The sequence below is a fragment of the Ruminococcus sp. AF31-8BH genome (genome assembly GCF_003460605.1).
GTDB classification, from domain to species: Bacteria; Bacillota; Clostridia; order Lachnospirales; family Lachnospiraceae; genus Blautia_A; species Blautia_A acetigignens.
This window is the reverse complement of the sequence record NZ_QTVN01000007.1, coordinates 62947-76783: the sequence shown is the minus strand read 5'-3', so window position 1 is coordinate 76783 and position 13837 is coordinate 62947. Positions and strand designations below refer to the sequence as shown.

The following is a 13837-nucleotide window of genomic DNA, read 5'->3' as shown; positions in this document are numbered from 1 at the left end:
TACATATTAATCAATGCTTTTCGTGTTTGTTATATAAAATTTTAATGAAGATATAAAAAATACAATTGTAAAAACAAATTAATTCATGTATACTTAAGCTTGTCTGGGGAACCAGTGGATTGAAATATTAATATTTTTTTTAAAGCAAACAGGGTGTATGAATTTTTTTCATACACCCCATTTAATATTACATCATCAACACATCATCCACTGAAAAATCCAATCCCCACTCATCAGAATACTGTTTTTGCGACACCAGTTCATAAAAATCCTGCATATCTTCTGAGATTGGCCGAAGCATTCCGTTACTGTACAGCTTATCAAATAAACTGTTTTCGTTCCTTTCATCTCCATAAATCTGAACACAATATTGACCGGCTTCTCGAAGTCTTTCTTTCGATGCTCCCTTTGTTTTCAATTCGTTCAATAATTCTTCTGCTTTTAATTCTTTGTTGATATAAATCATCTTTGTGTTTTCTTCAATAAGCTTAAACTCTTTTGCTACTTTTGAAAAATTAAACCGCATCTGTTTAAATTCGCCCATGATGTTTTTCTTATCCAGGCTGGTTCCGCGATAATGATAAAGACGTTTAAAATAATCAGAAATCCCTGTCAAGTCATCTACTTTTTCATAGTCTTGTATAACAGATGCTGCTGTTTCAATCTGCAATTTTTGATTTGTCACTTTCTTTTCGTCAATGAAATCAAAAATATAAACTTTACTTTTCGCTAAGTCCTTCTTTCCATTCCTGTTGCACCTTCCGGCTGCCTGAATCAGAGAATCCAATCCTGCAATCTGCCTGTAAACAATGTCAAAATCCAAGTCTACACCAGCTTCTACCAGACTGGTTGAAACAACAATACATTTTTCATTATTATCCAGTCGCTCCCGAATTAATTTCAATACTCTTTTTCTATGTTTTGGATACATGTTTGTGGATAAATGATATATATTTTTTCTTTCTTCCCGCAGCTTTTTGTACAGCTCCTGTGCGGCTTTTTTCGTATTCACAATGCAAAGTATACTTTGATCTCCCTGCATTCGCATGATCAGTTCGTCTTGAGAAATTTTTCCTATTTTTTCATAAGTAACTCGCTCAAAGAAACGAAATTGTTCTTCCACACATGGACATAATTCTATCATTTTATCTTTGGATGAGAAAAACATTTCAAGCGCAGGCTGTGTTGCAGTACACAAAACAATACTTGAGGCATAATTATCGACTAATTCCTGTAAAACAGAAATACAAGGTTTTAAATAATCCATCGGCAGCATTTGTGCTTCATCAAAAATTACAACACTGTTTGCAATGTTATGGATTTTCCTGCATTTTGATGATTTGTTTCCAAATAAAGATTCAAAGAACTGCACATTTGTTGTCACAACTACAGGTTTATCCCAATTTTCACTTGCAAGCTGCATTGGATAAAATTCTTCTGAATCTTTATATTCTACATTGCAATGATTTTCCAATACATTTTCTGCACCAAGAATTTCCCGAAACACCTGGGCATTCTGTTCAATTATACTCGTATAAGGAATCACATAAATAATCCGATCCATCTGATGCTTCACTGCATGTCTTAATGCAAAGGCCAGAGAAGCAATCGTCTTCCCTCCTCCGGTTGGAACTGTCAGGCGATAAATTCCCTTTTCTCGCTTCCCCATTTCCATACAGTGAGCTAAAATCTCTGTTCTTCTTCCATTGATACTTTCCAGTTCAGCATTGCTTAACCAAGGCTCAATATATTGTTCTAATTTTTCCTCCAGAATCTGCATTGTTTCTCCCGCAACACGGCCAGTATTTTCATTTTTCATAAAAGCTTCCGTATCCAAAAAATCGGCATCTACTAAACATGAATATAACATCCTTACAAAAACACTTAATGAAAAATCCAGATTCTTTGTTGGATCAAACACAATTGGATCCGTATGAAGCTGTGGAATTTCTATTTCCTTTTCATAATTTTTAAAATCACAGATTTTTTTATTATATCTTCCACATAAGCTATTGCCTATTGCAGTGTTTCCATAGTCTGGAAGTCCGGCATGATGTCCGGCAATACAGTAACTTAAAATAGAATAGTAACCGCCTTTTTCATTGCAGACTTTCGCACCTGCAGTTGAATGATCTACTCTTTCACCTGTATCATTTCGAATTTTTCTTTGAAACTCTTTGGAATATTTCCCAAGGTCATGTAACATTCCACAACAATAACCCCATTCCTTCTTCCCAAATCTTTCCGCAAAAAATCCTGCTAATTCAGCTGTACCATATAAGTGTTCTTTTACTGTCTGTACTCTTTCATTATCTTTATGCGCTATATACTCCATGGTAACAACACCTCGTTTCATCCGGGACAATTTCTTCTGCCTTTGCCAGTACCGCAATTCCTGCCGGTATTGCAATTACAGTCAGTAAAATTATTTTTAATCCAATAATTTTCCTTCACGATACGACCATTCCAGATAGTCTGGATTTTGATAATATAAATCTGTATTAAAATTCGATATTTCATCACTAATAAAAGAAGAAATATTCCATAATCAATGTCATTCAGTTAAGTTCAGATTAGCGAAATAAAGTATATCACATCTTCAAAAACATAGGAAGCCTTTGTCCCACGCTATCAGAATCAGGCAATCAACTTTACCGGGGAAGATATGGGAAGTGACAAAGCTATGATGATCGTGCTTCTTTATATTGTCATAGTAATTATGGCTTTTGTCTTTAGAATTACAATCAGCAATACGATTCGAAAGGAAGCAGGTGTGATCGGAACACTGCGCGCATCCGGCTATACAAAGGGTGAACTTATCAGGCATTATATGACACTTCCTGTGATCATTACCCTGTTCGGAGCATTGATCGGAAATATTCCGGGATACACCGTAATGAAGAATGTGTGTGCCTCTATGTATTATGGAAGCTATAGCCTGCCGACTTATGTGACAATATGAAATGCAGACGCTTTTTGGATGACAACCCTTGTACCGATAGCAAAATGGCGAAATCAGCAGATTATACATCTGGTCAACATCGGTCGTGGTAGTTCTCTGGCTTTTATTAAGTTTTCCCATTGAAAAAGCAGTCATGGAGATTCTATTTAGGGAAATGATGCTGACAAGTGTTTCAGGATGGATTGCACTTTGGATCGATCCAAAGATTTATCTGGAAATGTTCGTAATAGGTATAGGAACTTATGCAGCTGTGTCACTTCTTGAATACCGCAGAATCCGTAAAATTCCAATGGATGAAGCTCTGAAAAATGTAGAATGACCCCAAAAAATATTTTATTTTTTACGAAAATTTTATTCCATTTTTTAATTTCTATGCTATAATGCTTTGTTATCTAATATACGGTGTATAACACGAGGTGAAGTAAATGAAGAAAAAAACACTTGTGCCTTTTATCGTTTTTTTGCTGGGCATATGTCTTATCAGTTTCATTGTATACAAAACAAATGCCCATGAGGAAGAACAAAAACACACAACGGCACAATTAAATGCAACTACTTATGGTGAACGTATAAAAAATGAAATTACAAATGGAATAGAAATTACGGATGTTCTGAAACAGATTTTGATCAGTGAAGATGGAGAGCTTAATCAGTTTGATACGGTTGCAAAGAATATTATGTCTGACTCCATTGAAAGTATTCAGCTCGCTCCCAATGGTGTTGTGACAGATATTTATCCTGCCGAAGGAAATGAGGCAGGTAAGATTGACCTGCTCCATGATAAAGACCGCCAAGAAATTTCCTGTTATGCCAGAGATAACCATACCCTGATCACACAATGTCCCTTCGAGTTGAAGCAAGGTGGCTATGGACTTGCTGTCCGTAATCCGGTTTATCTGAAGGATGACAATGGTCAGGAATATTTCTGGGGGTTTACTATTGTTATTTTACGTGTTCCAGATATTTTTTCGGACTCGATCAGTGCACTCTCAGACTTTGGCTATGAATATAAGCTTTCAAAAACAGTCGCTCCCTGGGATAACACTTATGAAGTTGTTTATCAGTCAGATGGCTCAATAATTCATCCTGTTTCTTATGATTTTACAATAGGTGAGGAAAACTGGAAATTTGAGGTAATGCCTGAAGGTGGATGGCAAAATACTGCATTTATAGCTTTAACCAGCGGATTTTTTGCCTCTATTGTCTTACTTCTGTCAGGTCTTACCAGGGTATGGTTAGTATCTAAGGAAAACAAAAACAAATTTCAAATACTGGCACACATAGATTCTCTTACAAATATTTACAACCGCTATGGATTTAATGAATTAGCAGAGAAGATGATTTCAGAAAATCCCAAAGCGCATTTCATAGCCGCATTCCTTGATATAGATGACTTTAAATTAATTAATGATATCTATGGACATGCCTATGGAGACAAAGCATTAAAGAGTCTGGCCGATAGTATGAAAGCATTTTTTCCATCTGATGCGTTGCTGGGCAGAAACGGCGGTGATGAATTTTGCATTCTTCTGCAAAACAATGCCTGTGAAGCCGCTGCGAAGCAGCTTCAGCAATTTACCAGGATTCCAAAGACATTCTCATGCAATGGGCAAGAACATCCATTTTATATTTCTCTTGGATATGCGGAATATCCGGACTTTGCATCAAACTGTTTACAGCTCATGCGCTGTGCAGATGCGGCACTTTATGAAGTTAAGCTCCATGGAAAAAATGGATGTATGGCATACAAAGAAGGACTTCAATCAAGAGTTCGCAAGCAGCTTGGATTTGCACTTAAGGATATCTCTGAACACCTTCCGGGTGCATTTATTATTTACAAAGCGGATAAAAAAGAGGATGAGCTTTTCTATGCAAACCATGAGTTTCTCCATATGACCGGATATAAAGATATGGAAGAACTTTTTAGGCTTACAAAGAGAAGCTTCCGCAACCTGATCCGGGAAGATGAACGACAGCAGATCGAAGCAAGCATCTGGGAGCAGATTGATAATGGCAATGAAAATGACTATATTCATTTTCATCTTCGGAAAGCTGACGGATCCTATCTTTCTGTGCTTGACCATGGCAGAATCGTAGAGAATCAACAATACGGCAGAGTATTTTATGTAATGTTTATGGACTGGAAAGACATGCACATTCATTACAGCGATAAATTTTCTTACAGCGATAAATTTTCAAAGCGAACAGCAGGAAATATCACAAATTGAAATAAAGTCGGTACAGGATATGAAAATCCCGCACCGACTTTATTTGTTATGTTTTGATTTATCAATGCCTTTTTTTGCAATTTATAAAATATATTCCATCTGTTTTTCTTTTGTTTTCATTCCCATCTTTTCATAGAATTTTTCTGCTGAAATATTTCCTGTCCATACATTCAAGGTTACTTCATAGCATCCCTTTTGCTTTGCCTCATTTTTTACATGTTCGAATAATCTTTCACCGATATGCTGTCCTCGTGCTTGTTGGTCCACACACAGGTCATCTATAAAAAGGGATTTAAACGGCACCATATTATTTGAAAAAGGTTGTTCCCGTAATTGACAAAATGCATATCCTACACAAATATCAGCTTCATTGGCGGCAACATATATTGGATTTTTTTCGTTTTTTAAAAGCTCAGTCAGTTCGTCTGCTGTATATTTTGTAGTACCGGGAATAAAAATATCAGGTCTTATGTCTGCATGAATCTGCAGCACCTGTCCCAACAGTTCAATAATTCTCGGAATGTCTTTTTCTTCTGCTTTTCTGATGATCATTTTTTTGCTCCTTCTAATCTCTTCCAAAAACAATTTCGTCTCCTGCTCCGATTCCTTATTTTAATCTCATTTCTTCTATTTCACAACCAAAACTCAAATCTGTTCATTCCCATTTTTTCTCTTAATTCTTTTTATTGAAAAATTCCACAAAAACATTAGAGTAAAATTATCAATCATATACAAAATACTTCTTGAATTTTTATAAAAAAAGTAGTAAAACATTAGATAATTAATAAAGAAAATTTCCGCCTTTATTATCCGTTGGATAACAAGGGCGTTTTTAATATATTCTATATTCAAAGAAAGACGAGGAGAAAGATTATGAGTGGAATTATGATGATGGTGATTGCCATTGTAGTTCTGGGTGGCGCATATCTTCTGTATGGCCGCTATCTGCAGAACAAATGGGGAATTGATCCAAAAGCAAAAACTCCGGCATATGAGATGGAGGACGGAGTTGATTATGTACCTGCAGATACTAATGTTGTATTCGGACATCAGTTTGCCTCAATTGCAGGTGCAGGCCCGATCAACGGACCTATCCAGGCTGCAATTTTTGGTTGGCTTCCAGTTATGCTGTGGATTCTGATTGGCGGTGTATTTTTTGGTGCAGTTCAGGATTTTGCTTCCATGTATGCATCTGTAAAGAACAAAGGACGTACAATCGGGTATATCATCGAAGCATATATTGGAAAATTAGGAAAAAAATTATTCCTTTTATTCTGCTGGTTGTTCTGTATTCTGGTTGTTGCAGCATTCGCAGACGTAGTAGCAGGAACCTTTAATGGATTTGCCGCAAACGACGCAGGCGAAGTTACAAAGGTAGCCGCAAACGGAGCTGTCGCAACTACCTCCATGTTATTCATAATAGAAGCTGTTGGACTTGGATTTTTCCTGAAATACACAAGATTCAATAAATGGATCAATACAGCATTTGCGATTGTATTACTGGTAGCCGCAATTGCACTGGGACTTAAATTCCCGATGTATATAAGTCTTGGAACCTGGCACCTTATTATATTTGCATACATCCTGGTAGCCAGTGTTGCACCTGTATGGGCATTGCTTCAGCCACGTGATTATCTGAACAGTTATCTGCTTATTTTTATGATTGTGGGTGCGGTAATTGGTGTATTTGTTGCTAATCCTTCCTGTAATCTAAAAGCTTTTACAAGCTTTAATGTTGATGGACAGTATATGTTTCCGATTCTATTCGTAACCATTGCCTGTGGTGCGGTTTCTGGGTTCCATTCCCTGGTATCCTCAGGTACTGCATCCAAACAGATAAAAAATGAAAAGAACATGCTCCCTGTTTCATTTGGCGCAATGCTCATGGAAAGCATGCTTGCCATCATCGCACTGATTGCAGTAGCATCTTTTGCAGATGGTGAGGCGGCAGCACAAGGACTGACAACCCAGCCGCAGATTTTTGCAGGTGCAATTGCAAATTTCCTTTCTGTAATTGGTTTGTCCCATTCATTAGTGTTTACATTAATTAACCTTGCCGTATCTGCATTTGCACTGACATCACTTGACTCTGTAGCACGAGTAGGACGTCTCTCTTTCCAGGAGTTTTTCCTTGATTCTGATACAGATGAAGAAAATATGAACCCGTTTTTAAAGGTGATGACTAATAAATATTTTGCAACGATTATCACACTTGTACTGGCCTATCTGCTTACAAAAGTGGGTTACGCAGAAATCTGGCCATTGTTTGGTTCTGCAAACCAGCTGTTATCTGTGCTTGCGCTTGTAGCCTGTGCAGTATTTTTAAAGAAGACAAAACGTCAGGGCTGGATGCTCTGGGTTCCAATGGTATTCATGATGGCAGTAACCTTTACAGCACTTGGCATGACAATTGTAAAGCTTTCCAAGGCATTTGTTACCACCGGTCTTGATCTTGGAAATTCTTTACAGCTGATATTTGCAGTCCTGCTGTTAATACTTGGCGTACTGGTAGCAATCCAGGGTATTAAAAAGCTTTTGGAAAAACCAGAGGTTAAAAAGCAGTAAAATCAGTAAAATCAGCATAGACTGACAGATTTCTTCAAACAAACCGCTGCAGCTATTTGCAGCGGTTTGTTTTCATTCCCCAGAATATGGCATTCATGATAATCACAATCAGCAGCACAGCAGCCATAGATACCCAGAATCCCATATTGAGTCCGAGCCATTCACAGGTTCCAAAAAGTGTCATCCATAATTCTTTCCAATTCATTCTTTCCACCTCCTAGAGCGTGTTTGAAAAAGGCTTTCTGCAAGATGTGCGTCACAATTTGTGGGAGATTTTGTCCGGATGAGGGCGCCGTAGCGGGCTACGGCAACTGAATTCGGGCAAAATATACCGCAAAGTGGGGCGTGCAGATTGTGGGAATGATTTTTCAAACACGCTCTAGAGCAGTTCGCCATAATAGCGGACATATGCTTTTTTCAAGCTTGTTGCCAGCAGATTGCATCTGCAGTAGATGAAACCAGTGAGTTCACAATGTATATTCGTGAGCAGGTCATTTCAGGAGCGCTCTTAACGGAGACGAGATCCACTGTCTACGAAGACTTAACATCGAAGGCTCTCCTGAGATGTTTAGTCGCAGTTGGCAGTTAGCTCGGCGAAGTGTTGCGACGACCTGCGATGAATATACATTGTGAACTCACGTCCTGGTAACAACTGCTTCACTAAGCACCTGCTTATTTTGTTAATTTCCTGTAATTCTCCGGGTTTTCATATTCCTTATGGATTCCATCATCCTCGTACAGAAGATAGCTGCTGCCATCATAGCCAAGAAGCTGCAGCTTTGCTGTGTCAATGTCCTTTACGCACTGGGCGGCTTCAGCAACAGGGATACATTTGTGATTGCGGATAAAGAGAGGAACCTCATTTAATGCAATGTCTACATAATGAACACCTTTTTGCAGAACCTCTTCCGAAATAGTTCCATCGGCAAGGAATTTTACAAACTTCATTTCCTCAGGCAGATATACGTATCGTCCTCTTGCATTCTGCTGGTAAACAGGAGCGATCATAATCTCGTTTCCAAGAATCAGCTGATCCTCTATCCGGACCGCCATCTTGTCATCCGGGTAAACGAAGCCAAGAGGTTTAAAATACATATCATCATTTAATGCAGCCTTCATGTACTCACTGTACAGATACGGTACCAGGCGGTATCTGACATTTACAACATTGCGAAAATCCTCAATATCCTCAAACTGGTAGCATTCCTGCTCTCTTGTTCCAAGAGCTGCATGGTTTCGCATAAGAGGCGTAAACACACCAAGTGCCATATGGCGAAGCACCAGATCTCTGGTTGTATCTGCACCAAATCCTCCAAGATCCGCACCTGTATACAAAAAGCCGCACATATTCAAAGACGGAAGCATTTTCAGGTTCAGAAGAATATGTGACCACCAGGACTTGTTATCTCCCATCCAGATTCCACCGTAGCGGTGCATTCCGATATAGGAGGATCTGGAAAACATCAGGAAGCGCTTTTGCGGATCAATACGCCGGAAGGCTTCTCCGGCTGCTCTTGTCATGTTATAGCCGAAGAGATTGTGTACCTTATCATGACGGATCTTTTCACCATTTACATTGTGATAAAATCTACAGTAATCCTCTGAATTATTGGCAATCCCGTTTAGTTTGCCCTGCATTTCCCAGACATGAATCCTGCCATCCTGATCCTGTGCAAATTCTCCGGCAAGCTTTTTTGCCTCTTCCAGTCCCTCAGAGGAATAAAAAATAGCCGGCTCGTTCATGTCGTTCCAGAAACCTTCGATGCCCTGGTCAATAAGAATACGGTATTTGTCCCCGAACCACCTTCTGGCATCCTGATTTAGAACGTCTGGAAAATGGGTATCCCCAGGCCATACTGCCGCAACGAAGTCACTTCCGTCCTCTCTCTGACAGAAGTAACGGTTTTCTACCCCTTCCTCGTAAACATCATAGCCATTTTCAACCTTCACACCAGCATCAATGATAGGGATCAGATAAAGATCCTGTTCTTTCATTTCCTTTACAAATGCAGGAAAATCAGGGAAATTTTCCGGGTTTACGGTGAAGTCCTTATAAGCATCCATATAATCAATATCCATATAGATCATGTCTAATGGGATATGATTCTCACGGTATCCTGCTGCCACCTTGCGAAAATCTTCCATTGTAGTGTAGCCCCATCTGCTCTGGCCGAAACCAAAAGCAAATTTCGGAGGAATGTAGCTGCGTCCGATTACATGACGAAACTGCTTCACAATGTCATAGGCAGACTCCCCTTCAAGCACATATACATCCAGGTCAGCCGCTCCACAAGAAACCTTTAAGGTATCCATTCTGGTGTATCCGATGTCAAAGGTAATTGCTGATGGATAATCGAAAAACAGACCAAATGTAGTTTTGCCGCTTATAATGATAAAGTTATGTGCGCCATACAAAGAGCGCTTGTCTTCCGTATGATTGGGCTCATCTGTACAATTGCTGATATAACAATATCCTCTTTTGTTGATTCCACGGTTCGCTTCTCCAAGCCCATAGACGATATCATCCTCATCCATTATATATGTAAAATCAAAGCCATTGTCCAGACTGATTTTTCCGTAGGGAAATTCTCCATTCGCGCTGTCAACATTCTTAATCAAGGCCTCTGTATCAAATGGCGTGCCATATCGGTATTTTCTGATCATCTCATTCTTCCTTTCATCTGGCTTCAGAACAAATTCTGCAGACTCTTACTTTATGGGGTCTTAACAGTAATTTATCTGAAATCGCAGGCTATCCATAATTTTCACTAAGTTATGTACATAACTTATGTAAAATAAACATATCATCATGTTTGTCATTCGTCAATAGGTTATGTATATAACCTACTTAATGTATAATAGAATATTTTTGTTTTTGTGTACTTTTGACAAGCGCCAAAAGCTTTGTTATAATTTGATAAATCAATTATAGGAAGTATTTATATGACAACAATCAAAGATATTGCAAATCGTGCCGGAGTAAGTACTACTACAGTATCAAATGTAATTCACGGAAAGACAAAGAAGGTGTCTCCTGCTACAATAGAATTAATTGAAAAATTGATTCAGGAAATGGGATATGTGCAAAAATTAGGACTGAACGTATTAAATAACACCAGCTCCAGAATGATTGCTCTGGTCATACATGCACATAGAAAATATGAAAATTCTATAATATCTGATCCATTTTATGGGAAAATCATCGGATTTATTGAAGAAAAGCTGCAAATGCAGGGATATTATATCATGCTGTATTCTACAGATGATGTAAATAAAGTTTTCCACACTGTAATGGCATGGAATATTGATGGTGTTGTTGCCTTATCCTTTTCTCGAAATGACTGCAATAAGATCTGGTCTCTGATTCACAAGCCAGTTATTTCTATTGATGCCTATGGAAGCTCTCAGGGCAGCCCTTTTGTAACTAACATTGGTTTGGATGATTTCACCGGCGGTTCCCGTATGATCGAATATATTCTGGGATGTGGCTATCACGATATCTTTGTCTGTGCAACCAGTGATTATGGTATTGATCAGACACGCTGGAACGGGGCAAGAGAAATGTTTGCCAGGCTTACAGAAAAAAACAGCAGCAAAAAAATCCGTTTTATCAATATCGGAGAAACCACTCTCACCAGAGAAAGCTTCTATCAGCAATTAATACGACGGATTCCTTTTCCTCAAAAAACTGCGGTCTTTTTTCTGTCTGATTTTTATGCAATAGAGGCTATCAGTTATCTTGCCACCAGAGGTGTTTGCATTCCTGCAGATATTGGAATTGCGGGATTTGACGATATTACATATGCCCGTCTTACAGTTCCAAGGCTTACTACCATTCACCAGGACATGGAGAAAAAAGCTGAGCTGGCTGTTTCAGAGCTTTTAAAAGCAATTGAAAATCCAGCTGCATATACAGGGAAAGAGGCTCTTCTGGATGTAATACTGATAGCCCGCGACTCCATATAGAAGATACCAGGGGCAAAAGGTCAAAAAGCCGATGCCGGACTATTATAAAATCCGGCACCAGCTTTATGATTTAGAAGGAAACCAGTCCTCCCTTTAGCATTGAATCTGTAAATTCAACAAAGCCGCCATCTGAATTCAGATTCAGATACAGGTTATCCAGGTCCGTTTCATCCACGATCCATGCCATCACCACCTGAACAGATTCTCCCGGAGCCAATGCTCCAATATAATTGCCGCCGTTTCCATAATCTTCCACCGCACTGCAATATGTCATGGAGCCTGTTTTTGCCACGCCATCTTCCATGTAATAATCGTAGCCATCACCAGGCTCTTCAGATGGGAGATAAATCCTGTACGAACCGTTTTCATGTTTGATTGTCACCAGGCTGCCATGATATAAAATATTTCTCATTTCAGCATCTGTATTGTTGGTATAGGTAACCTGTGCATAAACCAGCTTCTGATTTACAGCTGCTTCGTCTACAACTTTGTCCAATGTATTTTCTCCGTCACCGGATTTAACATAAGATAAATGGTTCTGTTTGAGCTTGCCATCACCTGTAACAGCCGTTTTCCATTCTTCCGGAATGTCTGCTCCCTCAAGTACGCTAAGGTTATCCAAAACCTGAATGCTGTCTGCACAAACCGAAATCCCATCGGAAATATCCGTATTTCCTTCTGTATCCTCATACATTGCTTCTAACGCCATGGTATCCCCAATGCCATTTATGGTGATCTGATCCTCCGCAACTTTGTTTCTGATTTCGCCTGTATCTGCCACAGGATTTACCATATCACTCCAGGTTTGCAGTCCCTTTGTTTCAATTAGGTCTTCTTTCTCTGTGATGGTCATATTTTCAGCAAATTTAATGGCATCTTCCTTTGTAACATCATCGCCAAAGTAAATAGTGAATACCCGATATTCTTCCGGATAAAACAGATATATCCGTTTATCAAAGGATTTGTCCTGTTTCAGGTCCAACAGCTTCACATATACGCCCTCATGTTCACCAAAGGTCAGTTCTTCGCTTTCAATAACCCCTTTATCGATCCATGTCTTGCCCAGATCATCCTGATCTATAAGCACAGAGGATATGGAAATACCGCCCAGGTATGGTGTGTCCGAATAACTTAGCTTGTAGTCATCCATCCATTCCATTCCCTCAGGAATATATCCGGCTGAAATTTCTATATCTTTTATTTCTTTGGGAAGCTTTGTCTTCTTTGCGCCTTCGTCCACATTAATTCCTGTGGCAACACTATATTCCCCCCTATGCTCCAAATACATGTAATACAGCTTGGTTCCTGCATAGGCTGCCGCAGATGTTCCCATTATACAAATTAACGCAACAGCTGCAGCATGTCCCATTTTCCATTTATATTTGTGTCTCTTTTTCATTGGAACCATATTCGTTATTTTTGTCTGTCTTGCAACCTCTTCCTGTATCATATTGTGAATAAAATCCGGTGTTTCCGGCAAATCATTTTTTAATCCGTCTAATCTCATGCAAATATCTCCTCTAATTGAACGACTTTTTTTAGTTTTTCCCTGGCTCTTGCAAGTCTCTTTTGTACCGCGCCTTCTGATATGTCAAGAATCTGTGCAACCTCTTTTACACTGAATTCTTCCATGTAGTACAAAATAACCGGTACTCTCAGTTCTTCCTTAAGGGTATTGACTGCTTTATAAAGCTCGCTGTAGTCATAATGTTCCTCGTGCCAGGTCAGATTTTCAACATAGGACTCATCTAACTGCTCACTCATTTTCTTTTGCCTCGCAATGTTATAGCATTCGTTGATCAGTATTCGTATCAGCCATGTTTTTGCGTAACGATCCTTTTTTAATGTATGAATTTTTGTAAATGCTTTTACAATTGATTCCTGTATTGCATCGGCACAATCCTGATCATCCGCAAGGATTGTTTTTGCAGTTGCATATAGTTGTCGTTCTGAAGAAAGAATCAACTGTCCAAGTTCTTCTTTTGTCAATTCGTTACCACCTTTCATGCCGGCCAGCTTTTTTATTTACATAGATTAGACGGATAAAAACCAAAAATATCCCTGATTTCAGAAAAAAAATCCCCTTAAGCAGATTTTGGTTATTTACCTTGTCTGC

11 protein-coding genes and 2 pseudogenes are annotated in these 13837 nt (G+C 38.9%); 6 read left to right on the top strand and 7 right to left on the bottom strand.

The features are described 5' to 3' along the window. Positions 1-187 precede the first annotated feature (187 nt). Entirely contained in the window at positions 188-2356 is a 2169-nt protein-coding gene (gene cas3 / locus DWZ38_RS10180; RefSeq protein WP_347519404.1) for a CRISPR-associated helicase Cas3', read from the bottom strand. Positions 2357-2665: 309 nt separating this feature from the next. On the opposite strand from cas3, the gene DWZ38_RS23485 reads away from it, so the two are divergent. From DWZ38_RS23485 to DWZ38_RS10170, 3 genes are all read left to right on the top strand, one after another. After that, positions 2666-2962, top strand: a complete 297-nt coding sequence (locus DWZ38_RS23485; protein ID WP_330608720.1) for an FtsX-like permease family protein — start codon at positions 2666-2668, stop codon at positions 2960-2962. A 154-nt stretch (positions 2963-3116) separates the two neighbouring features. Continuing rightward, positions 3117-3281 carry a hypothetical protein gene (locus tag DWZ38_RS23480; RefSeq protein ID WP_243176641.1) on the top strand — a complete coding sequence of 55 codons (165 nt, stop codon included), beginning with the start codon at positions 3117-3119 and terminating at the stop codon, positions 3279-3281. Positions 3282-3387: 106 nt separating this feature from the next. Then, positions 3388-5190: a diguanylate cyclase gene (locus tag DWZ38_RS10170; RefSeq protein WP_117852395.1), complete on the top strand. Its 1803-nt coding sequence runs from the start codon at positions 3388-3390 to the stop codon at positions 5188-5190. Positions 5191-5271: 81 nt separating this feature from the next. Here DWZ38_RS10170 and DWZ38_RS10165 read toward each other — a convergent pair whose 3' ends face one another. Next, the gene (locus tag DWZ38_RS10165) at positions 5272-5769 is read right to left on the bottom strand and encodes a GNAT family N-acetyltransferase (protein ID WP_347519400.1); all 498 of its coding nucleotides are present in this window, start codon (positions 5767-5769) and stop codon (positions 5272-5274) included. Positions 5770-6063: 294 nt separating this feature from the next. Between DWZ38_RS10165 and DWZ38_RS10160 the strand changes: the two genes are divergently transcribed. Further along, on the top strand, positions 6064-7755 hold the full coding sequence (locus DWZ38_RS10160) for a carbon starvation protein A (protein ID WP_117852393.1): 1692 nt from the start codon (positions 6064-6066) through the stop codon (positions 7753-7755). 52 nt (positions 7756-7807) lie between these two features. Here DWZ38_RS10160 and DWZ38_RS10155 read toward each other — a convergent pair whose 3' ends face one another. Both DWZ38_RS10155 and DWZ38_RS23475 read right to left on the bottom strand, forming a co-directional pair. Next, on the bottom strand, positions 7808-7960 hold the full coding sequence (locus tag DWZ38_RS10155) for a hypothetical protein (RefSeq protein ID WP_021924475.1): 153 nt from the start codon (positions 7958-7960) through the stop codon (positions 7808-7810). Next, positions 7957-8067 (bottom strand): annotated as a pseudogene (locus tag DWZ38_RS23475) (DUF6783 domain-containing protein); the annotation flags it as partial. The pseudogene DWZ38_RS23475 and the gene DWZ38_RS10155, both read right to left, overlap by 4 nt. Here DWZ38_RS23475 and DWZ38_RS23470 point away from each other — a divergent pair. Further along, positions 8017-8211: pseudogene (locus DWZ38_RS23470) on the top strand (DUF6783 domain-containing protein). The pseudogenes DWZ38_RS23475 and DWZ38_RS23470 overlap by 51 nt on opposite strands. A gap of 216 nt (positions 8212-8427) precedes the next feature. Here DWZ38_RS23470 and DWZ38_RS10145 read toward each other — a convergent pair. After that, the gene (locus DWZ38_RS10145) at positions 8428-10419 is read right to left on the bottom strand and encodes a TIM-barrel domain-containing protein (protein ID WP_117852388.1); all 1992 of its coding nucleotides are present in this window, start codon (positions 10417-10419) and stop codon (positions 8428-8430) included. A 279-nt stretch (positions 10420-10698) separates the two neighbouring features. Here DWZ38_RS10145 and DWZ38_RS10140 point away from each other — a divergent pair, with 279 nt between their 5' ends. Next, positions 10699-11721 (top strand): LacI family DNA-binding transcriptional regulator, encoded by a 1023-nt coding sequence (locus DWZ38_RS10140; protein ID WP_117852386.1) that lies wholly within the window; start codon positions 10699-10701, stop codon positions 11719-11721. Positions 11722-11791: 70 nt separating this feature from the next. Here DWZ38_RS10140 and DWZ38_RS10135 read toward each other — a convergent pair whose 3' ends face one another. Then, entirely contained in the window at positions 11792-13228 is a 1437-nt protein-coding gene (locus tag DWZ38_RS10135; protein ID WP_117852384.1) for a DUF4367 domain-containing protein, read from the bottom strand. Then, on the bottom strand, positions 13225-13710 hold the full coding sequence (locus tag DWZ38_RS10130) for a sigma-70 family RNA polymerase sigma factor (protein WP_117852381.1): 486 nt from the start codon (positions 13708-13710) through the stop codon (positions 13225-13227). The genes DWZ38_RS10135 and DWZ38_RS10130 overlap by 4 nt, the downstream gene beginning before the upstream one ends. Positions 13711-13837 lie beyond the last annotated feature (127 nt).

Excerpts from the sequence above, each read along its gene's own strand:
- DWZ38_RS10155 (WP_021924475.1), bottom strand. The coding sequence starts at position 7,960 with ATGAATTGGAAAGAATTATGGATGACACTTTTTGGAACCTGTGAATGG.
- DWZ38_RS23485 (WP_330608720.1), top strand. The coding sequence starts at position 2,666 with ATGGGAAGTGACAAAGCTATGATGATCGTGCTTCTTTATATTGTCATA.
- DWZ38_RS10170 (WP_117852395.1), top strand. The coding sequence starts at position 3,388 with ATGAAGAAAAAAACACTTGTGCCTTTTATCGTTTTTTTGCTGGGCATA.
- DWZ38_RS23480 (WP_243176641.1), top strand. The coding sequence starts at position 3,117 with ATGATGCTGACAAGTGTTTCAGGATGGATTGCACTTTGGATCGATCCA.
- DWZ38_RS10145 (WP_117852388.1), bottom strand. The coding sequence starts at position 10,419 with ATGATCAGAAAATACCGATATGGCACGCCATTTGATACAGAGGCCTTG.
- DWZ38_RS10160 (WP_117852393.1), top strand. The coding sequence starts at position 6,064 with ATGAGTGGAATTATGATGATGGTGATTGCCATTGTAGTTCTGGGTGGC.
- DWZ38_RS10140 (WP_117852386.1), top strand. The coding sequence starts at position 10,699 with ATGACAACAATCAAAGATATTGCAAATCGTGCCGGAGTAAGTACTACT.
- DWZ38_RS10135 (WP_117852384.1), bottom strand. The coding sequence starts at position 13,228 with ATGAGATTAGACGGATTAAAAAATGATTTGCCGGAAACACCGGATTTT.
- cas3 (WP_347519404.1), bottom strand. The coding sequence starts at position 2,356 with ATGAAACGAGGTGTTGTTACCATGGAGTATATAGCGCATAAAGATAAT.